Source organism: Catonella sp., from assembly GCF_052169795.1.
Classification (GTDB): domain Bacteria; phylum Bacillota; class Clostridia; order Lachnospirales; family Lachnospiraceae; genus Catonella.
In genome coordinates this window covers 1-25,347 of the sequence record NZ_JBQNBU010000009.1, presented here as the reverse complement: position 1 = coordinate 25,347, position 25,347 = coordinate 1, and the positions used below count along the sequence as shown (strand labels likewise).

Here is a 25,347-nt window from a genome sequence, read left to right as displayed (position 1 = left end):
AAATATGTGTGAAAATCAGAAAAGGTGAGAAATGTCGAATAAAGTAGCTGTTGGCCTGTCGGGAGGTGTAGACTCTTCAGTAGCAGCATATCTGCTTAAAAAAGCAGGTTATGAGGTGTACGGAGTCACTATGGATATATGGAATAAAGGTGATGTCGATGCTTCAACCAGTAACTGTCTTGGAGCAAGGGATAAAGAAGATGCAATAAAGGTTGCAAATGCTTTAGGGATACCATATAAAATAGTAGATGTAAAAGACAGATTTAAAGAAAATGTGATGGATTATTTTGCTGATGCATATAAGAATGGACAGACACCTAACCCTTGTACTCTATGTAATAGGATGGTGAAGTGGAAAGCACTTTTTGAGGGCGCAAAGTATTTCGGTGCGGACTTTGTAGCAACGGGGCATTATGCGAAGATAAGGAAACTTCCTAATGGGAGATATACTATTGTAAATTCTCAGTCGGCAACAAAGGATCAGACATATGCTCTCTGCAATCTCACACAGGAGCAGCTTAAAAGGACTCTGCTTCCTCTTGGAAGTTATGAAAAAGATGAGGTGAGGAAAATGGCTGTTGAAGCAGGTATAGAGATTGCTGCGAAGCCTGACAGTATGGAAATATGTTTCATACCGGATGGAGACTATGCGGGCTATCTTGAAAAAGAATACGGGATAGTTGCCCAAAAAGGAAATTTTGTAGATTTAGAGGGTAAGATACTGGGTGAGCATAGAGGAATAGTACATTATACCATAGGACAGAGGAAGGGGCTTGGAATAGCTTTCGGCAAGCCTATGTTTGTAAAAGAAATAAGACCGGAGAATAATGAGGTGGTGCTTTCGGATAATGAGGGACTCTTCGGTTCAAGGGTTTTAGCAGAAAAAATTAATTTTATGGCTGAAACAAGGGAGGAAATAGAAGCTTCAAAGAAGATATACATGGCAAAAATAAGATATAATCATAAGGGAGGAAAGTGTAATTTGAGCTTTGAGGGTGAGAATATAGTAGTAGAATTTTTAGAGCCACAGCGAGCTTCTGCCCCCGGTCAAACCCTGGTTGTCTATAACGAGGCAGGAGAGGTTGTCTGTGGCGGAAAGATAATCAGAAGCTGATTTTAACAGGTTTTCTATTTTCATAAATATAATATCCGTCAAACTCCAGTTCTTTTAAAAGAGCTTCACATTTATCAAAATCATAGGCAAGATGTTCAGGTTTATGACCGTCAGAGCCTATGGTTATTTTTTTGCCCCCAAGTTTTTTATAGCGTTTTATTACTTTACTATGAGGGTTAGGTGATTCAAGTCCATATTTATAGCCGGCAGTATTTATTTCTAAAGCCTTGTCAAGCTCTATTATTTTCATAAGTATGGGATCGATGAGGTCGGCATATTCTCTATATGAATAATGTCCGTCAGTAGGATTACCTGCTTCATCCCTTATATACCTGAAGATATAGTCGAGATGGCCAAGGGCATCAAAATCGGTAAATTTAGTTATCATTTCAAGCATGATTTCAAAATATCTTGTGATGGCAGCCTTTCTATCATGATAGAGCCAAAATTCAGGATAGTATGGGTCTAAACCATCTATAAGGTGGACGGAAGCTATTACAAAATCAAAATTATTTTCAGTCACGAGTTTTTGATATTCAGGAATGGCTCTCTCGCATAAGCCGAGCTCTATTCCGGTTAAAATATTTATCTTATCTTTATAGGTTGTTTTAAGCCTATTAATTTTATTGAAGTAAGCAGGGAAATCAAGTTTAAAAATATTTATAGAATTTCCGCTGTCATCAATAGTTTCGGGATAATAAAGATCTTCATGATCTGTAATACAATAATGCTTAAGCCCGAGAGATATAGCCTTTTCAATCTGGTTTTCTATGGGAGTTTCAGAGTCCCCTGAAAAGGCTGAATGGGTGTGCATATCTGCAATTATCATAACTTCCTCCTATATCTGCCTGATGCCTGAAATATCAGAATCAGCAGTCAGTGAATAATTTGTATAGTATACTACAAAGCCGGGCTTTGCACCATTTGGTTTTTTAACTTCTTTCTTTTGTACATAGTCTACCTCGTACTTTGTCCCGTCACCTGCAGGCAGAGAAGAGGTGTTGACAGAAGAATAATGTATTGCAAGCTTACCTGCTTCTTCAAAGGTTCTGTCAGGAACTTCTTTGCCGTTGGTTATTAATAGGACATGAGAGCCTGCACATTTCTTGGCATGAAACCACCAGTCGCTGTTTGAAGCCAGCTTAAAAGTAAGATAATCATTTTGAATATTATTTTTTCCTACAAAAATATCAAAGCCGTCACTTGAAATAAAGTGAAGAGGAGTTCCCTTTGCTTCTTTTGCCTTACCTTTTTTACCGCTTAGTACAGTCTTTTTAGCATAGCCTGCATTTTCAAGTTCTTTTCTGATTTCAGCAAGGTCATCTTCATTTTCTGCCATGTCGAGAGACATTTTAATTGAATCCAAGTGGTTTAACTCTAACTTAGCTTCGTCCTGCTGTATTAATACAGCTTCATAAGTTCTTTTCTGTCTTGCATATTTATCAAAATATTTTTTGGCATTTGCCATAACAGGGATGGATGTATCAAGGGTTATATTAACTTCCTTACCTGAATAATAATCTGTGCAGGTAAGAAGCTTATCGCCGTCTTTAGCCTGATAGCCGTAGGTTGTGATAAGTTCTCCGTATATTCTATACTTATCTCTGTTCTCGGTATCCCTAAGTTGTTTTGCAAAAATATCCAATTTATTTGCAGTTCTTGAAATTGCATTTGTAATAAGCTTTTTAAGGTCTGTTGATTTTTGTCTTATTCTGTCAGATTTATCCTTAGAATTATAAAACTCCTCAAGCAGCGGAGAAATATCAGGAAAAGTCTTATTTTCTAAGTTATCGTATATATGAAGTTTAAAAACTGCAAAGGACTTTGGAGTTCCGTTTTTACTATAATATATAATAGGACTGAATTGTCCGTTTTTTATATAATTTATGAAAATTAAAAAACTTTTGAAGAGCAGGTTTATATCTGCTTCACTAAGTGAGGCGGTGGATTGGTCTGCATCCAATCCTGAGAGCAGACAGATTTCATTGGCAAGCTGTGGAGAAAAACCTGTAAGAGATGTGTATACGGCTTTCCCTATGGAAGTAGGCTTAGCTGCAATCACATTGGTAAAATAACTAATATCTGCTTCAAGAGGATTAATTCTTCCTTCCTGTGCAGGCACAAAGTAATCTTTTCCGGGTAAGATTTCTCTTACCGAACTTACAAGCATTGATACATGTTTAATACTGTCAATAACCCTTTCTCCATCATCAAGAAGTATGATGTTGCTGTATTTTCCCATAAGCTCTATTACAAGATACTTTACTGATAAATCTCCCATTTCATCTAAATGCTCGGTCTTTAAGCGAATGATTCTTTCAAATTCAGGCTGATAAACTTCCAAAATCTTAGCATTTCCGAGATGCTTTCTGAGCAACATACAGAAATTGGGTGCAGTCATAGGAGATTTTCTGTTTTCGCTTGTAATGTAGGCAAGAGGAAGGGAGGCATTGGCAGAGAGAAAAAGCTTGTACTGAGTCCTGTTATTTTTTACAGTGAGTACAAGGGCATCTTTTTCGGGTTGTGCAATCTTGGTAATATAGCCGCCGGTAAGGCAGTTTTTAAGTTCGTGGGTCATTCCTGCCACTACGCTTCCATCAAATGACATTTTGCTTCCTTTCTAATTAGCATTGATTATATATTTCTCTTCGAATTCATCTGCCGGTATAGGTCTTCCCCAAATATAACCCTGTATTTCATCACAGCCAAGTTTCTCTAAGAGGTTTAGCTGGTTCTTGTCTTCAACACCCTCGGCAATGGTTTTTAATTTTAATCCGTCAGACATCATTATGATGGCTTTAATTATAAGCTGTGAGTTTTCGTCATTTTCAATATTATCGATAAGCTCTTTAGCTATTTTCAAGCGGTCGAAGTTAAGTGATTTGATATAGCTGAGTGAAGAGTAGCCTGTACCGAAATCGTCAATGGAAGTCTTTATTCCCAAATCGGACAATTCATTAAAAATGTGCTTGTTTTCGTCATTAAAATGCATATAACTGCTTTCTGTAAGTTCTAAGTCTATCCAATCAGTGCTTATGCCGGAGGCATCCATCTGAGAATTAAACCATTCCATAAAGTTATCATCCTCTATCTGCTTAGGAGAAACATTTATGCTGATTCTCAGATTGGTGTTGTATTTTTCATTCCATATTTTAATCTGTGCAAAAGCTTTACGCATAATAAGCTTTCCGAGTGTAATAATGTCTCCGGTATCTTCAATTACCGGTATGAAGTGTATAGGGGAGATAAGTCCCTTTTCAGGATGAAGCCAGCGTATTAGAGCTTCCATTCCAATAAGCTTTTTATCATGAATGCTGAACTGAGGCTGAAAATACAGTATGAACTCCTGTTCGGAATTAGCGTTTTTATACATAAGTTCTATTTCCTGTCGCTTGCTAAAGACCTCCAGCATTGACTTCTTAAAAAATGAATACCAGTTTTTATTTATGCTGTTCTTAATGCTGTATTTAGCTATATCGGCATATCTTATTAGTTCTTCCTTATCTTTTGAATCATCAGGATAGAGGGAAATGCCTATGCTTGCCTTTAACTTAAGCTGGTATGGCTCTATTGATAAAGGAGAATTGAACAATTCAAGTATCTTTTCTGCAAATGTGGATATGGTATCTAAAGGAATATATCCCTTTAGAATAAGTATGAATTCGTCACCGCCTATGCGGAAAAGCTCTCCGTTATCGGGACATATGGTTCTAAGCCTGTCTGCCAAGGTTTGAAGCACTTTATCACCTACATCATGCCCGTAAGAATCGTTTATAAATTTAAATCTGTTAATGTCTATACACATAAATACAAAAGGCTGTTCATACTTTGTCATTTCATCAATAAAAGCAGAAAAATGCTTATAGCTGCTAAGCCCTGTAAGACTGTCGGTATTAGACATTTCTTCAAGTTTTTTGTATGAAAGTGTGAGATCTCTGGTTCGTTCTTCAACCAGTTCTTCAAGTTTTGTCCTATTTGCCTGTTCCGCTTCAAGGAGAGTTTTACTCACTTCATGAAAGCGTATGGTTGCAGTACATCCCCAATATATTATGCAGCTAAAGATTATAATCTGAAGTATTTTTAATGTTATAAAACCCTCTATGAAAAGGAAAGATATTATTATTCCTAAGAAGATGAAGGTTTTTTTAGGTGTTTTTAAATTTTGAGATAACTTAGTGCTGTTAAGGAATGTCTTTGTATCGGGATGGTTGGCTTCATATACGGCACCCATTGTAAAAAACAAAGAAGCAATCTTGTATGAAAAATCAAGCAGACCTCTGTTTAACGGCACTTCAAAAAGTATGTTATAGGCAGATACATAGTCTGAAAGAGAGTAGGTAAGGATGGCAAGCAGAGGGAATACAAGCTTTTTATGAATGTTTTTAACTCCGATGGAAAGTAATAACAGGGCACAGACACTGAGTATAAAAAAATCCAAGAAGACATAAATTATAATAATCAGATTGCTGTAGCCTAATTTTTCGAAGTTGTGGCTGCCATTTATAAATAAGGACCATACTATGATGAAGCCTATTATTGATATTATAAATATATCGGAAAAAAACTGATACTTATTCCAATTCTTTAGAGAAGTCAGCACAAATACTATCAGACAGCCTACATAGAGGGAATTGGGAATAAGATAAATTACATCTGCAACACGGCTTATAAGCCCTAGAGGCAGACCGTATAAAAGACTTGCTAAAGCATCTGCGATAATAGCAATAAGATAAACCTTATAGTAATTTTTATTTTTACCGATATATTTTATGGAAATTCCAAAAATAAAAATAATAAAAGCATCTATTGAAGCACTGGTAATAAATGAAACATTGTCATTTATAAATAAAATTCGTATTAAGTGAAGTGTTAAAATAGCAAAGAGAGGATACAGCAATAGCTTTCTTATGCTTTTGTCATTTAACATAACTTCATCCCTCCCATAATTAATTAACTATAATAAATAGTTATTATAACATATAAGATGTATGTATATCAAGAATTGGAAGAAAAGTAAAAATTTTAATTTTCTATTGACAAACTTCGTATCATCCATTATAATGTTTCTTGTCGTTTTGAGAGAAATCTTGAGGCTGATATGGCGAAGTAGCTCAGCTGGCTAGAGCACACGGTTCATACCCGTGGTGTCGGGGGTTCAAGTCCCTCCTTCGCTAGGTATTAGGTGTCTGAGTTACAGAGATGTAATCAGGCACCTTTTTTGTTTGATGGAAGATTTATTCGAAATTATTTATTAGATAAAAATCTCTCCGAGAGATGTACGGCTGTCAGCAGTAAGAGGAGGGTTTATGGAAAGAAGAGATAAGATAAACTATTATCTTGATATAGCAGAAGTAGTGTCGCAGAGAAGTACCTGCCTTAGAAGACATTATGGAGCGGTTATAGTGAAAAATGACGAGGTCATTGCGACAGGATATACAGGAGCACCAAGGGGAAGAAAAAACTGTTCAGACTTAGGATTTTGTATGCGTGAAAAACTAAAAGTTCCAAGAGGAGAGCGGTATGAATTGTGTCGCAGTGTACATGCAGAGCAAAATGCCATAATAAGTGCATCCAGAGAAGAACTTATAGGTAGTGATATATATCTGGTAGGAATTGAAACTAAAGATGGAAGTTATGTGAAAGATGCGAACAGCTGTGCTATGTGTAAAAGGGTAATAATCAATGCAGGAGTTGAAAGAGTATATATAAGGGATGATAAGAATAATTTTAGAGTAGTCAGTGTAAGTGATTGGATAGAAAATGATGATTCTTTAAGTGGAATGTTTGGGTACTAATAGGGGGAAGAAGTTTGAAGTATTATATTTCAGATTTGCATTTTTTTCATGAAAAATTAAATATAGAGATGGATAATAGAGGTTTTGGCAGTGTAGAAGAGATGCATGACTACATTATAGAAAGGTGGAATCGAAGGGTAAACAGAAGAGATGAGGTATTCATACTTGGAGATTTATCCTTTGGAAAAGCAGAGGAAACAAATGCGGTTCTTAAGAAGTTGAATGGGAAACTCAGCCTTATAATAGGAAATCATGACTATAAACTCGTTAATAAGATTGATTTTGATAAGAGTCGTTTTGAATGGATTAAAGAATATAAAGAAATTTCAGATAATGGGAAAAAAATCATACTTTGCCATTATCCTGTTATGTGTTACAATGGTCAGTACAGGCGTACCAAAACAGGTGAACCTAAGACTTATATGATTTATGGTCATGTTCATGATACGCATGACCAAAGGCTTATAGAGAAGTTTGTAAAGATTACAAGGGAATACAGTGTGATTAACAAAGACGGAAGTAGAAAAGACATTCCATGCAATATGCTAAACTGCTTCTGTATGTATTCGGACTATGAGCCATGGTCATTAAATGAGTGGATAAGTTATTGGAAAGAAAGAGGAATGGTTGAATAAATGAGAATAGGAAGCGGATATGATGTTCACCGAATGGTGGAGGGGAGAAAATTAATACTCGGAGGAGTGGATATTCCTTATGAAAAAGGACTTTTAGGACATTCTGATGCGGATGTATTAACTCATGCGGTGATGGATGCTCTTTTAGGAGCGGTGGCAGAGGGAGATATTGGCAGGCATTTTCCTGATACTGATGAGAGATACAAAGATATTGAAAGCATAAAGCTTTTGGTGGCAGTCAGAAAAATAATTGAAGATAAGTTATATGTTATAGAGAACATAGATGCTACAATTATGGCTGAAAAGCCTAAACTTGCACCTTACATACCGGAGATGGTAAAAAATATAGCAAGCGCTCTCTGCATAGAGGAAAGTCAGGTAAATATCAAGGCTACCACGGAAGAGGGGCTCGGATTTACAGGAAGCGGTGAGGGAATGAAGGCACAGGCTGTATGCCTTCTTAAGGAAATGATAAATGAAGATGATTATATAATGGGCGGTTGTGGAAGCTGCGGTGGCTGTGGAGGTTGTCACTAAGGATGGGATTTATTAAATTTTTTAAAGAAGAGTCTGCTGCCATTATCCAAAGAGACCCTGCTATTAAATCTAAGCTTGAGGTTTTACTGTATCCCGGTTTTCGAATAATGTTAAGATACCGTATTGCACATAAACTGTATTTAAAGGGGCATTATCTTCTTGCAAGAAAGATTATGCAAAAAGGTGCGGATAAGGTGGGTATAGATATACATCCGGGAGCAACCATAGGGAATAACTTTTTTATTGACCATGGCATAGGAGTTATTATAGGAGAGACGGCAATAATTGGTGACAACTGTACCATATATCAGGGTGTGACCCTTGGAGGTACGGGAAAGCAGACAGGAAAGAGGCATCCTACCATAGGTAATAATGTGATGATAAGTGCAGGAGCGAAGGTGCTTGGCAATATTACCATCGGTGACAACACTAAGATAGGTGCGGGCAGTGTGGTTCTTAAAGACATTCCGCCTAATTCTACAGTTGTAGGTGTACCCGGAAGAATAGTAAAACGCAACAATATTAAGTGTGAACAGATAGATTTAGATCAGGTTCATTTTCCTGATCCTGTATCCGGAGACATAAATGAACTAAGGGAAGAAAATTGTAAGTTAAGAAAGAAGATAGAAAAATTAGCACAGAGTTTTGAAGAATTTAAGAAGGGGAAGAATAATGAAAATACATAATACACTTACAAATAGAGAAGAAGAGTTCATACCTTTAGAAGAGGGTAAAGTAAAGATGTATGTGTGTGGCCCTACTGTTTACAATTTTATGCATATAGGAAATGCAAGACCGATAATTATATTTGATACTGTTCGAAGATATTTTGAATACAAGGGTTATGATGTTAACTATGTATCCAATTTTACGGATGTGGATGATAAGATAATAAAAAGAGCGAATGAAGAGGGAGTACCGGCTGTAGAAATATCTGAGAAATACATTGAAGAAGCAAAGAAGGACATGGAAGGCTTAAATGTTCTTCCGGCTACCAAAAATCCAAAGGCGACTGAAGAAATTGAGGGCATGATTGAAATGATAGAGGAACTTATAAAAAAGGGTCATGCCTATGCTAAGAACGGAAGTGTGTATTTCAAAACAAGAAGCTTTGACAGCTATGGAAAGCTTTCCAATAAAAATATTGATGACCTTGAGTCAGGGGCGAGAATTGCCATAAATGATGAAAAGGATGATCCGCTTGATTTTGTACTTTGGAAGCCTAAAAAAGAGGGTGAGCCTTTTTGGATGTCTCCTTGGGGAGAGGGAAGACCCGGCTGGCATATAGAGTGTTCGGTTATGAGCAAAAAGTATCTTGGAGAGCAGATAGACATCCATGCCGGTGGGGAAGACCTTATTTTTCCACACCATGAAAATGAGATAGCACAGAGTGAAGCTGCTAACGGAAAAAATTTTGCAAGATACTGGATGCATAATGGTTATCTTAGGATAAATAATGAGAAGATGAGTAAGTCCCTTGGCAATTTTATAACTATCAGGGATGTGAGTAAGGAATATGACCTTGGCATACTGAGGTTTTTCATGCTAGGTGCTCATTACAGAGGACCAATAAACTTTAGTCATGAGCTGATGGAAGCGGCTAAAACAGGACTTGAAAGAATTATAAATGCTGTGGCAAACCTGGATTTCCTGCTTGAAAATGCAATTGATAAAAATTTAACAGAAACTGAAAAAGAAGTGTATGACAAGGCATTAGCCTATAAAACAGATTTTGAAGCAGCTATGGAAGCAGATTTTAATACGGCAGATGCAGTATCTGCAGTGTTTAATCTTGTGAAACTGGCAAACTCCGAGATAAGTGCGGAGAGTTCTAAGGAACTTGTTAAAAAGGTAAGAGAGATTATAGTGCTTTTATCTGATGTGCTTGGAGTTAAGGTAGTAAAAGAGAAAGAAATCTTAGACGAGGAAATAGAGGCACTTATAAAAGAAAGAACTGAGTCGAGAAAGGCTAAGAATTTTGCAAGGGCTGATGAGATAAGAGAAATTCTTACATCAAAAGGAATAGTCTTAGAAGATACCAGAGAGGGAGTTAAGTGGAAGAGAATATAGCTTTATCGGGACTTTCCGCAGGTGGCATAGATAGTTTTTTTGAAATCACGGATAAGGATATAAGGAGTTTTTCGCCCCTTACGCTTGCATATATAGGAGATGCGGTTTATGAAATTGTAATTCGTACTATTATTGTAGAAAAAGGGAATGCTCCGGTAAATAAACTTCATCATAAGGCAAGTTCTCTGGTCAAGGCTTCAGCACAGAGGGAAGCTATGGAAAAAATTATGCCGCTTTTAACAGAGGAAGAAGAAGCAGTGTATAAGCGTGGCAGAAATGCAAAATCATATACTTCAGCTAAAAATGCCGATATTATAGACTATAGGATAGCTACGGGGTTTGAGGCTTTGATAGGATTTCTCTATTTAAAGGGAAAAAATGAAAGAATCTTAGAACTTGTTAAGCAGGCTGTAAAGACAAAGTTATAAGTATCAGAGTATGAATTATATTAAACGAGGAGAAATATGGGAGATAAATTTGAGGGTAATGAAGAGGAGAGCCTTGTAATATACGGAAGAAATGCTGTATTGGAGGCGTTGAGGTCGGAAAGAGATATAGACAGACTTTATATACAGGAGGGGAATCCTGACGGTACATTGCAGTCAATAATCAGAACTGCTAAAAAGATGAATATTATCATCAATTTTGTAAGCAGAGAAAGACTTAATAAATATGCCGAGGGTGACAAACATCAGGGAGCTGTTGCCATGGCGGCAGCCTACAATTATGCAGAAGTTGATGATATTTTAAATGCTGCAAAAGAAAAAGGAGAACCTCCTTTTATTATAGTCCTTGACGATATAGAAGACCCGCATAATCTTGGAGCTATTATAAGGACGGCAAATCAGGCGGGAGCACATGGGGTAATTATTCCTAAAAGACACGCAGTAGGGCTTACTGCTACTGTAGCCAGGACATCTGCCGGGGCGATTAACTACACTCCGGTTGCAAAAGTTACCAATATAAGCCGTACCATAGAAGAACTTAAAGAAAAGGGAATTTGGTTTGCCTGTGCAGATATGTCGGGGGATGTGATGTATAATTGCAATCTTACAGGGGCAATAGGCTTGGTAATCGGCTCAGAAGGAAGCGGAGTCGGCAGGCTTGTTAAAGAAAAATGCGACTTTGTAGTAAAGATACCTATGTTTGGGCAGATTGACTCCTTAAATGCTTCTGTAGCTGCAGGAGTACTTTCCTACGAGATTGTAAGGCAGAGGATGATGCAAAAATAAGGAAATGGAAGCTGTATGAATTATGAAAAAATTTCAGATGAAGACCTGTGTGAAAGGGCTAAAAAAGGAGATAAGGAGGCGGAAGACTATCTCTTAAACAAGTATAAAAATTTGGTAAGGGATAAGGCAAAGACCTTATACCTCCTCGGGGGCGACAGAGAAGACCTTATTCAAGAAGGAATGATAGGACTTTTTGTGGCTGTAAGGGATTTTGACTGTAGTAAAAATGCGGGTTTTTCTACATTTGCCGGTTTAGTATGCGAGCGTAGAATGTATAATGCGATAAAGGCGGGACAGGCAGGAAAAAACAGACCGCTTAATACCTATGTTTCCTTATATGCGAGTGAAGACAGTGAGGAGATGAAACTGATAAATAATCTTCGTGCAAGTAGTCTGTTTGAGCCTGAGGACTTTGTTATTGACAAAGAAAACACTCTGTTTTTATTAGAAAAGCTCAGTAAATCTCTTTCAAAACTGGAAGAAGATGTACTTGATTTATTTCTTTCGGGTAAAGATTATAAAGAGATTGCAGATTTGTTAGAAAGAAGTCCGAAGTCCATAGACAATGCTCTGGTAAGGATTAAAGCTAAGTTTAAGCAGGTTATAGATAGCGAGAAGTAGGAGAAGTTATGAGTGACATATTTAAAATACATTTAACTGATTTGAATCTTAAGCAGATAGCTGATTCAGGTCAGATTTTCAGGATGAAGGAAGAAGCGGAAGGCGTTTATAGAGTTTGGTTCAGGAAACATACTACACTCGTAGAAGAAAATGATGGAGAGTTTACCTTCCACTGTAATGAAGCTGAATTTAATTCAGTTTGGTACGATTATTTTGACTTGGGAACGGATTATGCCGCTATCAAGGCACTGGCGGATGAGGAGGATGAATACTTAAAGGCGGCAATAGATTACGGCTTTGGAATAAGGATATTAAGACAGGATTTATGGGAAATGATAATTTCTTTTATGATTTCTCAAAACAACAACATTCCACGCATAAAAAACAGTATAGCAAAACTCTGTGCCTTAACTGAGGATGGAAGTTTTCCGTCTGCGGAGATTTTAAGTAAGGTATCCGTAGAAGAATTACACTCATACGGTTTAGGCTATAGAGATGAGTATATACATAAAATGGCGGTTAAAACAGCTGCCGGAGAGTTTATGCCTGAAAGCCTGATAGGACTTCCTTACGAAGAAGCGAAAAAACTGCTTATGAAGGAACTTGGGATAGGCAAAAAGGTGGCGGACTGTATCTGCGTATTCGGATTGCATCAGTTAGATGCATTTCCTATAGATACCCATGTAAAACAGATACTTGCCGCACACTATGAAGATGGTTTTCCCTTTGATAGGTACAAGGGTTATGCAGCGGTAATGCAGCAGTATATGTTTTATTATGATTTAATGATACAAGTGGCAAAAGTATAAAAATTCGATGCAAGCTTGCTTGCAAGAGAATTTATTATCTTTTGACACGCAAAAAATATGAGTAAGTAGCCATTTTTTGCAAAAAAATGAGCGGATTACGAATATTTTTGCAAGGATTGCGAGAGGTGAAGCCGAAGCAATCCTGTATCATTGGGTGTCAAATACTTTTGACACCCACATCATTTAAATAATGCTAAATAAAATTAGCACCATCCGCCGTCCAAGCCGATAATCTGACCGGTGAGATAAGTATTTTCGTTGCAGAGGTCGAAGGCGAGTTTGGCTACCTCGTGAGGCTTACCAAGTCTTGAAGAGGGAATTTCATCTATTAGGCGGTTAAGCTCTTCTTCGTCTAAAAAATTGTTCATTTCAGTGGCAAAAGCTCCACAGGCTATTGCGTTTACCTGAATGCCGCTTGGGGCAAGTTCTTTGGCAAGTGCCTTTGTAAGTGAATTCATTCCGCCCTTGCTTGCAGAATAGGCAACTTCCATAGAAGCACCTGTATTTCCCCATACAGAGGAGATGTTGAGTATTTTGCCTGATTTTTTATGTACCATATCGGGAATTACGAGGGAGGAAAGATTGTAGACGGAAGTAAGGTTTGAGCTTATAACTTCGTTCCACTCATTAGGAGTCATTTCTGAAAAAAGACCGATGTGGGAAATGCCGGCATTATTTATTAATATATCTACAGAGCCTAAGATTTTTTTAGTTTCAGCTATAAAATTTTGGCAAAATTCATAGTTGCCTACATCTCCGAGCATTGAGAATACAGGAACATTATAAGAAAGAAGTTCATTTTCAGTTTCCTTAAGTTCGTCACTTGACTTTCTTGAATTTATTGCAATTCTACAGCCTTTTTGGGCAAAATACAGGGCTATGGCTCTTCCTATCCCTCTGCTTGAACCGCTTACCAATACTGTTTTATTCATGATGATGCTCCTTAGTTTTAGTGTATAATAAAAGTCATTATAACTATTTTATATAATAGTGTAAATAGTTTTAATTTATGATATACTAAGCATTAGCATCGTCATATTTTTATGTGATAAAAAAATGATATAGGAGGAAGATGAGATGAAAAATAAAGTCTTTTCAGTTGTTTTGACTGTGGCAGTATGTATATCGTCAATATTTAGTCTGAATACACAGGCTGCAGTTAAGAGTTATCTGTATATTTCTAAGAAGCCTGTTTCTAAGAAAATAATTTATGTCGGCGAAGAGGGTATTAAGTTAAAATACAATATAAATGGAGTAAAAAAAGGAATAAAAGGTACTTGGAAGTCTGATAATTCTAAAAAGGTAAAAGTAAGTAAAAACGGTCTCTGTACTGCAGTGGGAAATGGAAAAGCCGTTGTAAGCTTCACTTATAAAAAAGGAAATAAATCTTATACCCTTAAATGCAGGTTTACAGCAGAAACTCAGGCAGGAGAGGTAAATATTTTTAATGAAAAAAAGAATACCGATGAAGTAAACTTGGAAGTTGGAGGCACGCATAAATTTAGGGCGAAGATTGAGCCTGCTGAAGAAGCAGTTGAGGTAAACAGTAAGATAAGGACAACAGATAAGGTTTTTTATCAGCTGTTTGCAGATGAAGATTGTACGAAGAAAACAAAACTTGGCGAGATTGATGAAGAAGGTGAATTTACTGCCGGTGATAAGGCAGGAGTTTTGTATGTGAGGGCTTCAGCTAAGAAAAAGAAGAAGGCGGAAGATGATGTAGTAAGTGATGTGATTAAAATAAATATTACGGAGCCTAAGGAGGAAGAGCCGAAAAAGGAAGAGTCAAAGAAGGAAGCACCTAAAAAAGAAGAGCCAAAAAAGGAAGAGCCTAAAAAAGAAGAGAATAATAAGCCTGCTCAGACTGCCGATAAATCAAAACCGGCAAAAATTGAAATATCGTCAAATGCAACTATGACTGATATAACGCAGAAAAACGGATTGTTTTTTGCAACTGCGTATTTTAAGATTTTTGATGGAAACGGTAAAGAGATTACTAACAGGGACGATATAACAGTTACCGGTTTTACGGCAACTTGGAATAATGTAAATATACCGGTTATTGAATCAGGAAAAATAAGTTTAATCTTTCCTGCAAATATGCCGAATGTCCCAACACCGTTAGGTACTTCCGGAGAAATGAAACTCACCTATAAAGATGTTTATAACAATCAGATTAGTGCAGTTCAGAATGTGAGTATTGCACCGCCTGCAATTATTACATCAATAGAGTTTAAGGGAATTTATAAATGTACTTACAGTGTAACTGCATCAGCTTTAATATATGAGCCGGTAGTTGATAAAAATATCACAAAACTGAAAAAAGATGATGAAATAAAAGATTTTGGGGGTTCTCCTATGGTCAACAACCTGCCCGGTACTTATTATCTTTTGCTTAAGGTAAAGGATGGGTATGGTAATAATATAACGGCAGAGGGGATGAAGGAGCCGAATTTGAATGTAGATGTTACGGGCAGTGCGATAGTGAGCATCGACACGGTATCTTATAATGGAAATAAGGTTAAACAGTCCATCAGACCTGTATCAATAGATGGGGTGAGCTATCTTACCTATCCTTTAAAAGCAGGAAAAGTTCAGGCAGGAGACATGAATATTACTATCCAAGGAGGAGCGGTAAGGGAGGTAATACAAAAGAGAATTACGGATGGAAGCACACTTACGGGCTTCTACCTGCAGGGGGCTTCGGCATATATCGGAGAGGATAATATTCTCCCGTATGTTTTATACACATCCATGGGCAGAGATATAAAAGAATATGGTGAAGTGCTTTATTATTTGGGACTTACCGATCAGTTTAATACAGGTATTGTTAATCTGCCGTTTGATTCTAAAGTCATATCTTCCTCCAAAGGTTCAAGTTTTGTTATTAAAAGAAATGCTACTACCAAAGAGGCTGAAATTCACTACACGCCGAATTCCAATGTACTTATAAACGGCAATACTGTTATGGACTTCGGTATAGATGAAATAACATTGCTCAAAGATTATGGACCTGCGTTTGAGAGAAAGATACCTATATCGGTTGGCAAAAAGAGGCAGTGATATAGATGGTTAAAAAGTTAATAAAGGTATTTATATTCACAACAATAATTATTATGCTGGTAGTGATAGCGGTGCTTGCTTTATATATTTTCAAGTTTAAGGAAGCAGATTATCAGCCTGATAATTCGATAAAAAGCAGGGCTAAAGTAGAGAATAACGGGCAGACGGGAATTTTAACCAAGGCTCTTCCGGATGCTGAGGTGGAAGAAGTATTGCGTGGAATAATTTTCATTGGTGACAGGAAGGATGCAAACCTGATAAGTTCTGCGTATTTTGTTAATTTTGACAAGCAGGAAAATAAAATCGGATTCTACAATTTTGCAGGAGATTTAATGATTGAAGTGTCAAATGAGTTATACAAAGAACTGTCAACTTCCATAGCAGATCTTCCACAGGTTCTAAGGCTTTCGCACCTTTACAAATATAGCAAAAACAAGCAGGGATTAAAGGCCGGAATGCTTATGCTTGATAATTATTTTGAGCTGGGACTGTCGCACTATCTCTTTTTAAGGGCAGAGGATGCAGACAAAATATTTTACTTTAATGAACAAGGTGAATCTGTATTTTTACAGGAATTTGTAACAACAGTTATAAATGGAAGCGATCAAGATAAGACCGACTTTGTAAATGCTGTTTATAATGACAAGTATACAGATATTAAAAAGAAGACTTATGTAAATCTATTAAAGAAGCTAAATGAGGTTAAGACTGAGAATGTTAAATTTATAACAATTAAAGGGGAAAGGCTTGATAATGGAACTATTGTAAATAAGGATGTATTATCTCAGATACTGTCCTCGGAAAAATAATAAAATAAACAGAGAGGTTGTTATTAAAATGATTCAAACAATTACACAATTACAAAATTCAAAATACAGGAGGCTTTTTGATATAATCCTGATTCTTGTAGGTACACTTTGTATGTCTGCTCCGGTTAAGCTGATTTACGAGCCTATGAAGATGGTTATGGGAGGTTTTGGAGGCTTTGCGATAGTGATAAAATATTTTGCAGAAGGCTTTGGACTTGATATTCCCGTATGGCTCAGTAATGCAGTATTAAATATTCCGGTATTTATTATAGCACTCATAGTGCTTGGAAAAGACTTCGTGGCAAAGACATTTCTTGGGGCAGTATCTTTTGCTGTATGGCTCTATGTCATCCCTACCTATGATATATGCGGAGGAGATTATCTTTTGGCAATAGCTGTAGGCGGTCTTTTAGACGGTGTGGGTATAGGGCTTATTTTCCTTACCAATTCAACCAGTGGCGGCACAGACATGGTGAGTGCAATTTTACATAAGTTTTTTAAGCATTATTCAGTTCCAAGCATCCTCTTTGCGGTGGATGGTCTAATAGTAGTTTTAGGTGCCTTCGTACTTGGATTTAGAAATGCTATGTACGGCATTTTAACCATCTATGTACTTACAAAAATTTCAGATACTATGTTAGAGGGTGTGAAATTTGCAAAATTAGTTTACATAATTTCAGATGAGTATGAAAAGATAGCGAAGCTCATTATGAGTGAGATGGACAGGGGAGTTACAGCCATATCTGCAAGGGGAATGTATACTAACAGAGATAAGAGCATGCTTTTTTGCGTAGTGGGCAAAAAGGAGATTGTAAAGCTTAAAGAGATAGCTGCGATTACGGATCCAAAGGCATTAATCATAGTAAGTGATGTAAGGGAGGCATTTGGAGAGGGATTTATTGAATATAAACATGACAGTGCAGTGAAGTAAATATTGCCCAATAAATACGAAAAAAATTGTGCAAGTTTTCTGTATTCTGTATACTTTTAATGTTTTTATGACAAAAGTAACAAAAAACATCTCTTTATTTTGTGTAAAAAAAGAATAGTTTAGTTTGTATCAATAGTGTATTATTTATACATAGATTTTGTAGTGATAGTATTATCTTACATAGATTAAAATCTAAAAAGAAAATATTTAAATAAGGGAGGACATTATGGCAAGTTTATCTTTAAGAAATGTTACCAAAAAGTATCCAAATGGTTTTGAGGCAGTTAAGGAGTTCAATCTTGAGATTGCAGACAAGGAATTTATTATTTTTGTAGGACCTTCAGGCTGTGGTAAGTCTACTACACTCCGTATGATTGCCGGTCTCGAAGAGATTTCAGGCGGAGATCTTTTGATTGGAGATAAGAGAGTTAATGATGTTGAGCCTAAGGATAGAGATATTGCGATGGTATTCCAGAACTATGCTCTTTACCCACATATGTCAGTATTTGACAATATGGCATTCGGTCTTAAGCTTAGAAAGACTCCTAAGGAAGAGATAGACAGACTTGTTAAAGATGCTGCCAGAATCCTTGACCTTGAGAAACTTCTTGATCGTAAGCCTGCTGCTCTTTCAGGTGGACAGAGACAGCGTGTAGCTATGGGTCGTGCCATAGTTCGTAATCCTAAGGTATTCCTTATGGATGAGCCTCTTTCAAACCTTGATGCTAAGCTTCGTGTACAGATGCGTATTGAGATTAGTAAGCTCCATCAGAGACTTGAGACAACCATCATCTATGTAACACACGATCAGACAGAGGCTATGACCCTCGGAACCAGAATCGTAGTTATGAAAGACGGATATATTCAGCAGGTAGATACTCCTCAGAACCTTTACGAGCATCCTGTTAATAAGTTCGTTGCAGGCTTCATCGGTTCTCCTGAGATGAACTTCATAGATGCAACAGTGAAGAAGGATGGAGAGGGTGCAACTCTTGAATTTGCAGGATTTAAGATTAAGCTTCCTAAAGAGAAGGCTAAGAATCTTCTTAATGGCGGTTATGATGGAAAGACTGTTGAATTCGGTATCCGTCCTGAAGATATACATGATGAAGAAGTATTCATCAACAACTCACCTGATACTACCTTTGATGCAACAATCAAGGTATATGAGCTTCTTGGTGCAGAAGTATTCCTTTACTTCCCGGTTGGTGATGTAGAATTTACAGCAAGAGTAAATCCTCGTACAACAGCAAGAGTAGGAGATACTGTTAAGTTTGCTCTTGACCTTTCAAAGATGCATATATTTGATAAAGAATCAGGTCTTGCAATTACATTATAATATAAAATAATAAGTATTTAGCCGATTCCGTTAAAAATTTGCGACTATACATGGTAATAATAAATGTTGTATGGTTAGAGAAATTTTTAATACAGGGTCGGCTTTTCTTTACTTTTCTATAAATGAATGGTAAAATTACAGTAAGGTTATAAAAATGAATAGGTGGGGTGAATTAAATGATATCAAATCAAATTTTACAAAGCACCATAGAAGGTCTTAAAAGTATTACAAGAGTTGATCTCTGCGTTACAGATACTGAAGGAAAGAACTTAGCTTCAACCTTTGAAGAGGCTGAACAGTATGAAGAGGCTGTAGTTAACTTTGTGGATTCTCCGGCTGAGAGTCAGGTGCTTTCGGGCAACCAGTTTTTTAAAGTCCTTGATGAGCAGCAGCTTGAGTATATTATTATTGCAAGAGGCGATAATGATGATGTATACATGGTTGGAAAGATTGCAAGTTTTCAGATTCAAAATCTCCTTATTGCTTACAAGGAGAGATATGACAAAGATAATTTCATTAAAAATCTGTTGTTAGATAACCTTCTTTTGGTTGATATTTATAACAGGTCTAAGAAGCTTCATATTGATATAGAAGCCAGAAGGATAGTATTTCTTATTGAGACTAAAAATGAAAAGGATTCCAATGCACTTGAGACGGTACGCAGCCTTTTCACCGGAAAGTCAAAAGACTTTATAACTGCTGTAGATGAAAAAGATATTATTATTGTAAAAGAGCTTAAGCCGGGTGAAGGTTATGATGAAATGGCTAAGGTTGCCAAGACCATGCTTGATATGCTTAATTCAGAGGCTATGTCGGCAGTAAGCATTTCTTACGGCACAATAGTTCCTGAGATTAAGGATGTGTCAAGGTCTTATAAGGAAGCGAAGATGGCTCTTGATGTAGGTAAGATTTTCTATGCGGATCAGAATATAGTAGGTTATAACAACCTTGGTATTGGAAGGCTTATTTACCAGCTCCCTATGCCTCTTTGTAAGATGTTTATAAGGGAAATATTTGACGGCAAGTCGCCGGATGAGTTTGATGAGGAGACTTTGTCAACTATCAATAAGTTTTTTGAGAACAGTCTGAATGTTTCTGAAACTTCAAGACAGCTCTACATTCATAGGAATACCCTTGTGTATCGTCTTGACAAGCTGCAGAAAACTACTAATCTTGACATAAGAGTATTTGACGATGCTATTACTTTTAAGATTGCACTTATGGTAGTTAAGTACATGAAGTATATGGAGAGTTTAGAGTATTAATGGACAAAGATGATAGAAAAAAGAGGCTTGCTGAGAAAAGGAAGCTATTTTCAGAAAATGATGGCAGAGACAGGGATGATATTCCGGCTATAATGCTTGACAATGTTTCTAAAGATTATAAAAGCAAAAATAATATAGAAACAAATTCACTTAAAAATGTTAACATCAGGATTAGACGGGGTGAATTTGTTTTTATTATAGGGGACAGCGGTGCCGGCAAATCAACCCTGCTCAAGCTTTTGATGAGAGAGATAAGCCCAACAGAGGGTAAGGTCTATGTGAATGGTAAAAACTTAAAAAGGCTCAGGCATAGCCAGATAGCAAAACATAGGCGAAACATAGGTATGGTGTTTCAGGATTTCAGGCTTTTAAAGGACAGATCCGTGTTTGAAAATGTTGCATTTGCAATGCAGATAATAGAAAAACCACGGAAGCAAATTAACGATACAGTCCCAAGAATGCTTGAAATAGTGGGACTAAATGATAAGGCTAAGTCCTATCCGAAGGAGCTCTCCGGAGGAGAACAGCAGCGAGTTGCCCTGGCTAGAGCACTTGTAAATGAGCCTATTATTTTGCTTGCGGATGAGCCTACAGGAAATCTTGATCCCAAAAATTCCAGAGAGATTATGAATTTACTTGAGGAGGTAAACAGACGGGGGACAACGGTGGTGGTTGTTACTCATAATATCGAAATAGTAAAGTCGATGGATAAAAGGGTTATAGAACTGAAAGACGGCGAAATTGTAAGTGATTGGATGAACGGTGCAGATGATGAAGATTCGGACTTTGATTTATAGTTTTAGGGAGGGGTTTAAGGGTATTCACAGAAACAGGATGTTTTCTTTGGCATCAGTGGGTACCATAGCTGCCTGCCTATTTATTTTTGGACTTTTTTTCTTTGTTATAAGTAATTTTAGCAATATGATGAGGTCGGCAGAGACAGGAGTCGGCGTCACTGTGTTTTTTGATGAGGGGCTGACTGAAGAGGAAAAAAAGGAAATTGGAAATAAAATTTTGGCAAGGACGGAAGTTAAGGATGCAGTCTATATTTCTGCAGACGAAGCATGGGAGAGATATAAGCAAACTTCTCTAAAACCGGAACTAATAGAGACCTTTGGAGAAGACAATCCTCTGGAGGGGAGTGATTCTTATACAGTTTATGTAAAAAAGATAGAAAAGCAGGCAGAGCTTGTAAGCTACATTGAGACCTTGGAGGGAGTGAGAAAGGTAAACAGTAATGGAAATACTGCTTCCGGTTTTTCGGCTATTAATTCACTGATAGGCATAATATCTATGACCATAATAACCCTCCTGCTGGCTGTTGCCGTCTTTCTTATAAGCACTACTATTGCGATGGGAATTTCGGTGAGAAAAGAAGAGATATTTATTATGAGGATGGTGGGGGCGACAGATTTTTTCATCAGTGCTCCATTTATAATAGAAGGAGTAGTAATTGGTATCATAGGTGCCGTTTTGCCGCTTGGACTCTTGTACTTTATTTACAACAGTGCTGTAAAGGTACTTTCAGAGAGATTTAATACCCTTGTAAACATCCTTGTATTCATAGATATAAGGGATGAATTTAGGGTACTTGTTCCGGTTTCTCTTGTGATAGGTATAGGAATAGGCTTTGTAGGAAGCTTTTTCACTGTGAGGAGGCATATAGATGTTTAAGAAAAAAATACTTGCCCTTGCAGTAGTCTTTATATTTTCAATAATATTTGTTAAAAATATATCAATGCCTCTGGCGGATACCATAAGCAACCAGAAAGCTGCTAAGAAAAAGCTTGAAGCGGAGAAGGCAAGGCAGGAAGAAAGGGTAGGAGAGTTAAAGGAAAAGCGGGATAAGATTGAGAATGCAATAAGAGATTTGGATGAAAAAAAACAGAGTATAGAGCTTAAAATTGCAGATTATTCTGAAAAAGCTGAAAAAACAGAGGAAAAAATAAAAAAGCTTGAAATAGAAGTTAAGGCTGCAAAAAAGGTAGAAGATGAACAGTATGATATTATGAAAAAAAGAATCAGATACATGTATGAGAATGGAGAGTCTGATTATTTAGATATTATACTGGGTTCCTCTTCGGTAGAAGATTTACTTAACCAAGGTGAATATATTTCAAAAATTTCAGATTATGACAATACCCTGTTGGCAAGGTATAAGCAGGCAAAGGAGTATTCTAAAGCTAAAAAAGCTGAAAAAGAGAAGAAGCTGACTGAACTGACGGCTGTGTTGGATGAGTTGAAAGAGCAAAAGCTCGAGAATGAGAGGCTTGCAGAGGCTAAAAATGTTCAGATAGAGGAATTTGCAGCCCTTATTAAAGAAGCCGGCAAAAAAGTAAGCAAATATGAACTTGAAATAGTAAAAAAAGAGAAATATATTGACAGGCTCATTGCTGAAGCAGAGAGGGCGGAGAGAGAAAGAAGGGCTAGAGAGGCAGCGAGAGAAGCGGCAAGAAGGGCACAGGCGGCAAAAATGACAGATAATAGCTTTGTAGCCGGTAAGGCTTCTTCCTCGGGAATGATTTGGCCTATGCCCTCAAGCAGGTACATCAGTTCCGGTTATGGCTATAGGGGAGTGGTGATGCCCGGCTCGGGAAATTTTCACTATGGCATAGATATAGCTGTAAATGCAGGAGCACCGATAGTGGCGGCAAAGGAAGGAAGAGTTATAGCTGCCGCTTATAATTATTCTATGGGTAACCATGTGATTATAGACCACGGTGGCGGACTTTATACTGTGTATATGCATGCTTCTAAACTTTTAGTTTCGGTGGGACAGGATGTGAGTCAGGGGCAGAACATAGCCTTGGTGGGCAGTACGGGGATGTCGACAGGCCCTCACCTGCATTTTGGAGTGAAGCTTAATGGACAGTATGTGAATCCGATGAATTATGTATCACCTTAATACAATGATACGCATCAGATAATGGAGATGATTGATGAAAGAGAATAAAAAGTTTTTTATAGGAGTATTGGTAGGAATAATTGTAACTGCAGTTTTTGTAGCAGGCTTTGTTAAGCTTGCCTTTGAGAGTAGGCTTGTAAGGGGATTGTTGTTTGATACAGTGAAAAAGGTATCGTTGATTACAGATGAAGCTGTAGTAAGAAGAAAGGACACCACTACCGGAGCTGCCATCGACTGGAATGAGGTAGAAAAGAAGTCTGCTGAAATATATGATGCCATAGATCATTACTATCTTAATGAGATAGATAATAACAAGCTGAAAGACGGAATGTATAAGGGACTGACAGACAGCTTGGGAGATCCGTATACTGTATACTATAATGCTGAGGAGTTTGAGGAATTTAATACTTCATCCAGTGGAACTTACTGTGGAATAGGTGTAGTAGTGAGCCAAAATGCAAGTACAGGAGCGATAACCGTAGTAAAAACTTTTAAAAAAGGCTCCGGTGAAGAAGAGGGGATGCTTGCAGGAGATATAATCTACAAGGTTGGCGGAGAAAAGATAGCAGGACTTGAACTTTCTAAGGTGGTGGCTAAGATAAAGGGAGAAGAAGGTACCCTTGTGAAGGTAACTGTTTTAAGAAACGGAAAGGAAATAGAGTTTAACTTAGAGAGAAGAAAGCTTGAGATAGACACAGTTAATTACAGAATGGAAGAAAAAGAAGGAAAGAAAATAGGATATATAGCTGTTACAGAGTTTGATGAAGTGACTGCATCCCAGTTTAAAGAGGCTATAGATAGCTTAGAAAAAGATGGAATGCAGGGCTTGGTAGTAGATTTGAGAGATAATCCGGGAGGATTATTAGATGTAACCTGTGAAATGCTTGACAGGATGATAAAAAAAGGCCTTCTTGTCTATACAGTGGACAAGAGTGGGAAGAGGATTGATGAAGAAGCTACAGATGATTTGAGCTTTGACAAGCCTGTAGTTATCCTTGTAAATGGAAATTCCGCATCGGCCTCGGAGGTTTTCTCAGGGGCTATGAAGGATTATAAGGCGGCAACCTTAGTTGGTACCAAGACCTTCGGTAAGGGAATAGTCCAGTCCATAGTTCCTTTTGGAGACGGAACGGCAATGAAGGTAACCGTATCTAAATATTACACTCCAAATGGTATAAATATTCATGGAAGAGGCATTGAACCGGATATTGTAGAAGAGCTTGATAAGGAAGCATTAAAGGATGGAAAACTTGAGAGAAATGAGGATAATCAGTTAGAAAAAGCTTTGGATATAGTGAAGGATAAGTTAAATCATTTAAGATAAAGGGTTATGGGAATTTGAGATAAAAGTAAGTATCAAATTTTATAGTTTGATAAATAAAAGAGTAGTTAGGATTGAACAAAGGTTTGATTTATGGTATACTACACTAACATAGGTTAGTTTATAAAATATCTGGAGGATATTATGGGAAAAATGAGATTAGTCACAAGAAGTGATTTCGATGGCCTTGTATGTGCTATGATACTTAAAGAACTTGATATAATTGATGACATAAAATTTGTACATCCCAAAGATGTACAGGATGGCAAGGTAGATATTACCGAAAATGATATAACTACAAACTTACCATATGACCCAAGGGTAGGTCTTGCTTTTGATCACCATGAAAGTGAGCTAAGTCGTGTAGATGCAGGCGAAGCAAGTACAAAGTTCATCATAGATGGATATGCAAAGTCTGCAGCTAGAGTTGTATACGATTATTATGGTGGAGCTGAGAGAATAACCAGAGTATCAGAGGAAATAATGGAAGCTGTAGATAAGGGTGATAGTGCTGATTTTACAGTGGATGATATTTTGGAGCCTGAGGGTTGGACTCTGCTTAACTATGTGATGGATGCAAGGACAGGTCTTGGAAGATTCCATGACTTTAAGATTTCAAACTATGACTTAATGATGGAACTTATTGATTACTGCCTTATTCACCCAATCAATGATATATTGGCACTTCCGGATGTAAAGGAAAGAGTGGATCTTTACTTTGAACAGCAGGAACTTTTTAAGGCACAGCTTAAAAGGCTTGTTAAGGTTGAGGGAAAGGTTGCAGTTATTGACCTTAGAAATGAAGAGACAATTTATGCCGGCAATAGATTTATGGTATATGCCTTATATCCTGATACAGAGATTTCAGTCCATGTTGCTTGGGGATTTAAAAAGCAGAATA

Annotated in this window: 24 protein-coding genes and 1 tRNA gene; 21 read left to right on the top strand and 4 right to left on the bottom strand. The window is 37.2% G+C overall.

Features of this window, described 5'->3' with window-relative positions; genetic code table 11:
- Positions 1–31 precede the first annotated feature (31 nt).
- Positions 32–1,114 (top strand): tRNA 2-thiouridine(34) synthase MnmA, encoded by a 1,083-nt coding sequence (mnmA, locus tag ACTTKP_RS02550; protein WP_442552329.1) that lies wholly within the window; start codon positions 32–34, stop codon positions 1,112–1,114.
- On the opposite strand, the gene ACTTKP_RS02545 is transcribed toward mnmA, so the two are convergent.
- The 3 genes from ACTTKP_RS02545 to ACTTKP_RS02535 are packed head-to-tail and all read right to left on the bottom strand — an operon-like array spanning position 1,104 to position 6,041.
- Positions 1,104–1,943, bottom strand: coding sequence for a histidinol-phosphatase HisJ family protein (locus tag ACTTKP_RS02545; protein WP_442552328.1), 840 nt, complete (start codon positions 1,941–1,943; stop codon positions 1,104–1,106). The genes mnmA and ACTTKP_RS02545 overlap by 11 nt on opposite strands.
- A 9-nt stretch (positions 1,944–1,952) precedes the next feature.
- Positions 1,953–3,722 (bottom strand): Rqc2 family fibronectin-binding protein, encoded by a 1,770-nt coding sequence (locus ACTTKP_RS02540; RefSeq protein ID WP_442552327.1) that lies wholly within the window; start codon positions 3,720–3,722, stop codon positions 1,953–1,955.
- Between the two features lie 12 nt (positions 3,723–3,734).
- A complete protein-coding gene (locus ACTTKP_RS02535) occupies positions 3,735–6,041 on the bottom strand; it encodes a putative bifunctional diguanylate cyclase/phosphodiesterase (protein ID WP_442552326.1) in 2,307 nt (768 codons plus the stop codon).
- Positions 6,042–6,214: 173 nt separating this feature from the next.
- Between ACTTKP_RS02535 and ACTTKP_RS02530 the strand changes: the two genes are divergently transcribed.
- From ACTTKP_RS02530 to ACTTKP_RS02485, 10 genes are all read left to right on the top strand, one after another.
- Positions 6,215–6,288 (top strand) — tRNA-Met (locus ACTTKP_RS02530).
- Between the two features lie 132 nt (positions 6,289–6,420).
- The gene (locus tag ACTTKP_RS02525) at positions 6,421–6,909 is read left to right on the top strand and encodes a deoxycytidylate deaminase (RefSeq protein ID WP_442552325.1); all 489 of its coding nucleotides are present in this window, start codon (positions 6,421–6,423) and stop codon (positions 6,907–6,909) included.
- A gap of 14 nt (positions 6,910–6,923) precedes the next feature.
- Positions 6,924–7,544 carry a metallophosphoesterase family protein gene (locus ACTTKP_RS02520; protein WP_442552324.1) on the top strand — a complete coding sequence of 207 codons (621 nt, stop codon included), beginning with the start codon at positions 6,924–6,926 and terminating at the stop codon, positions 7,542–7,544.
- Positions 7,545–8,081, top strand: coding sequence for a 2-C-methyl-D-erythritol 2,4-cyclodiphosphate synthase (gene ispF / locus ACTTKP_RS02515; RefSeq protein ID WP_442552323.1), 537 nt, complete (start codon positions 7,545–7,547; stop codon positions 8,079–8,081).
- A gap of 2 nt (positions 8,082–8,083) precedes the next feature.
- Complete coding sequence (gene cysE, locus ACTTKP_RS02510) at positions 8,084–8,767, top strand: serine O-acetyltransferase (RefSeq protein ID WP_442552322.1); 684 nt, start codon at positions 8,084–8,086, stop codon at positions 8,765–8,767.
- Positions 8,754–10,151 carry a cysteine--tRNA ligase gene (gene cysS, locus ACTTKP_RS02505; RefSeq protein ID WP_442552321.1) on the top strand — a complete coding sequence of 466 codons (1,398 nt, stop codon included), beginning with the start codon at positions 8,754–8,756 and terminating at the stop codon, positions 10,149–10,151. The genes cysE and cysS overlap by 14 nt, the downstream gene beginning before the upstream one ends.
- 26 nt (positions 10,152–10,177) lie before the next feature.
- Entirely contained in the window at positions 10,178–10,579 is a 402-nt protein-coding gene (locus tag ACTTKP_RS02500; protein WP_442552359.1) for a Mini-ribonuclease 3, read from the top strand.
- Positions 10,580–10,615: 36 nt separating this feature from the next.
- Positions 10,616–11,383, top strand: coding sequence for a 23S rRNA (guanosine(2251)-2'-O)-methyltransferase RlmB (rlmB, locus tag ACTTKP_RS02495; protein WP_442552320.1), 768 nt, complete (start codon positions 10,616–10,618; stop codon positions 11,381–11,383).
- 15 nt (positions 11,384–11,398) lie between these two features.
- A complete protein-coding gene (locus ACTTKP_RS02490) occupies positions 11,399–12,004 on the top strand; it encodes a sigma-70 family RNA polymerase sigma factor (RefSeq protein ID WP_442552319.1) in 606 nt (201 codons plus the stop codon).
- An 8-nt stretch (positions 12,005–12,012) separates the two neighbouring features.
- Positions 12,013–12,813: a DNA-3-methyladenine glycosylase family protein gene (locus ACTTKP_RS02485; RefSeq protein WP_442552318.1), complete on the top strand. Its 801-nt coding sequence runs from the start codon at positions 12,013–12,015 to the stop codon at positions 12,811–12,813.
- 203 nt (positions 12,814–13,016) lie between these two features.
- Here the strand turns inward: ACTTKP_RS02485 and ymfI are convergent, their stop codons facing one another.
- Positions 13,017–13,748 carry an elongation factor P 5-aminopentanone reductase gene (gene ymfI / locus ACTTKP_RS02480; protein ID WP_442552358.1) on the bottom strand — a complete coding sequence of 244 codons (732 nt, stop codon included), beginning with the start codon at positions 13,746–13,748 and terminating at the stop codon, positions 13,017–13,019.
- A gap of 142 nt (positions 13,749–13,890) precedes the next feature.
- On the opposite strand from ymfI, the gene ACTTKP_RS02475 reads away from it, so the two are divergent.
- The 10 genes from ACTTKP_RS02475 to ACTTKP_RS02430 all read left to right on the top strand — a co-directional run.
- Positions 13,891–15,876 carry an Ig-like domain-containing protein gene (locus ACTTKP_RS02475; RefSeq protein WP_442552317.1) on the top strand — a complete coding sequence of 662 codons (1,986 nt, stop codon included), beginning with the start codon at positions 13,891–13,893 and terminating at the stop codon, positions 15,874–15,876.
- Between the two features lie 5 nt (positions 15,877–15,881).
- A complete protein-coding gene (locus ACTTKP_RS02470; RefSeq protein ID WP_442552316.1) occupies positions 15,882–16,685 on the top strand; it encodes a hypothetical protein in 804 nt (267 codons plus the stop codon).
- Positions 16,686–16,713: 28 nt separating this feature from the next.
- On the top strand, positions 16,714–17,616 hold the full coding sequence (locus ACTTKP_RS02465; protein WP_442552315.1) for a YitT family protein: 903 nt from the start codon (positions 16,714–16,716) through the stop codon (positions 17,614–17,616).
- A gap of 226 nt (positions 17,617–17,842) precedes the next feature.
- A complete protein-coding gene (locus ACTTKP_RS02460) occupies positions 17,843–18,955 on the top strand; it encodes an ABC transporter ATP-binding protein (RefSeq protein ID WP_442552314.1) in 1,113 nt (370 codons plus the stop codon).
- A gap of 176 nt (positions 18,956–19,131) precedes the next feature.
- Positions 19,132–20,220 (top strand): PucR family transcriptional regulator, encoded by a 1,089-nt coding sequence (locus ACTTKP_RS02455; protein WP_442552313.1) that lies wholly within the window; start codon positions 19,132–19,134, stop codon positions 20,218–20,220.
- A gap of 92 nt (positions 20,221–20,312) precedes the next feature.
- Positions 20,313–21,017, top strand: a complete 705-nt coding sequence (ftsE, locus tag ACTTKP_RS02450) for a cell division ATP-binding protein FtsE (protein ID WP_442552357.1) — start codon at positions 20,313–20,315, stop codon at positions 21,015–21,017.
- Positions 20,989–21,894, top strand: coding sequence for a permease-like cell division protein FtsX (gene ftsX, locus ACTTKP_RS02445; RefSeq protein ID WP_442552312.1), 906 nt, complete (start codon positions 20,989–20,991; stop codon positions 21,892–21,894). Before ftsE ends, ftsX begins: the two co-directional genes overlap by 29 nt.
- Positions 21,887–23,125 (top strand): murein hydrolase activator EnvC family protein, encoded by a 1,239-nt coding sequence (locus ACTTKP_RS02440; RefSeq protein WP_442552311.1) that lies wholly within the window; start codon positions 21,887–21,889, stop codon positions 23,123–23,125. The genes ftsX and ACTTKP_RS02440 overlap by 8 nt, the downstream gene beginning before the upstream one ends.
- A 34-nt stretch (positions 23,126–23,159) precedes the next feature.
- Positions 23,160–24,449, top strand: coding sequence for a S41 family peptidase (locus tag ACTTKP_RS02435; protein ID WP_442552310.1), 1,290 nt, complete (start codon positions 23,160–23,162; stop codon positions 24,447–24,449).
- A gap of 141 nt (positions 24,450–24,590) precedes the next feature.
- Positions 24,591–25,347, top strand: a 757-nt coding sequence (locus ACTTKP_RS02430) for an exopolyphosphatase (protein ID WP_442552309.1), incomplete at its 3' end; no start/stop codon positions are given.

Excerpts from the sequence above, each read along its gene's own strand:
- cysS (WP_442552321.1), top strand. The coding sequence starts at position 8,754 with ATGAAAATACATAATACACTTACAAATAGAGAAGAAGAGTTCATACCT.
- ACTTKP_RS02460 (WP_442552314.1), top strand. The coding sequence starts at position 17,843 with ATGGCAAGTTTATCTTTAAGAAATGTTACCAAAAAGTATCCAAATGGT.
- ACTTKP_RS02545 (WP_442552328.1), bottom strand. The coding sequence starts at position 1,943 with ATGATAATTGCAGATATGCACACCCATTCAGCCTTTTCAGGGGACTCT.
- ACTTKP_RS02440 (WP_442552311.1), top strand. The coding sequence starts at position 21,887 with ATGTTTAAGAAAAAAATACTTGCCCTTGCAGTAGTCTTTATATTTTCA.
- ACTTKP_RS02490 (WP_442552319.1), top strand. The coding sequence starts at position 11,399 with ATGAATTATGAAAAAATTTCAGATGAAGACCTGTGTGAAAGGGCTAAA.
- ispF (WP_442552323.1), top strand. The coding sequence starts at position 7,545 with ATGAGAATAGGAAGCGGATATGATGTTCACCGAATGGTGGAGGGGAGA.
- ACTTKP_RS02435 (WP_442552310.1), top strand. The coding sequence starts at position 23,160 with ATGAAAGAGAATAAAAAGTTTTTTATAGGAGTATTGGTAGGAATAATT.
- ACTTKP_RS02485 (WP_442552318.1), top strand. The coding sequence starts at position 12,013 with ATGAGTGACATATTTAAAATACATTTAACTGATTTGAATCTTAAGCAG.
- ACTTKP_RS02455 (WP_442552313.1), top strand. The coding sequence starts at position 19,132 with ATGATATCAAATCAAATTTTACAAAGCACCATAGAAGGTCTTAAAAGT.
- rlmB (WP_442552320.1), top strand. The coding sequence starts at position 10,616 with ATGGGAGATAAATTTGAGGGTAATGAAGAGGAGAGCCTTGTAATATAC.
- ACTTKP_RS02535 (WP_442552326.1), bottom strand. The coding sequence starts at position 6,041 with ATGTTAAATGACAAAAGCATAAGAAAGCTATTGCTGTATCCTCTCTTT.
- mnmA (WP_442552329.1), top strand. The coding sequence starts at position 32 with ATGTCGAATAAAGTAGCTGTTGGCCTGTCGGGAGGTGTAGACTCTTCA.
- ACTTKP_RS02465 (WP_442552315.1), top strand. The coding sequence starts at position 16,714 with ATGATTCAAACAATTACACAATTACAAAATTCAAAATACAGGAGGCTT.
- ftsX (WP_442552312.1), top strand. The coding sequence starts at position 20,989 with ATGATGAAGATTCGGACTTTGATTTATAGTTTTAGGGAGGGGTTTAAG.
- ACTTKP_RS02540 (WP_442552327.1), bottom strand. The coding sequence starts at position 3,722 with ATGTCATTTGATGGAAGCGTAGTGGCAGGAATGACCCACGAACTTAAA.
- ACTTKP_RS02525 (WP_442552325.1), top strand. The coding sequence starts at position 6,421 with ATGGAAAGAAGAGATAAGATAAACTATTATCTTGATATAGCAGAAGTA.
- cysE (WP_442552322.1), top strand. The coding sequence starts at position 8,084 with ATGGGATTTATTAAATTTTTTAAAGAAGAGTCTGCTGCCATTATCCAA.
- ftsE (WP_442552357.1), top strand. The coding sequence starts at position 20,313 with ATGCTTGACAATGTTTCTAAAGATTATAAAAGCAAAAATAATATAGAA.
- ACTTKP_RS02475 (WP_442552317.1), top strand. The coding sequence starts at position 13,891 with ATGAAAAATAAAGTCTTTTCAGTTGTTTTGACTGTGGCAGTATGTATA.
- ACTTKP_RS02470 (WP_442552316.1), top strand. The coding sequence starts at position 15,882 with ATGGTTAAAAAGTTAATAAAGGTATTTATATTCACAACAATAATTATT.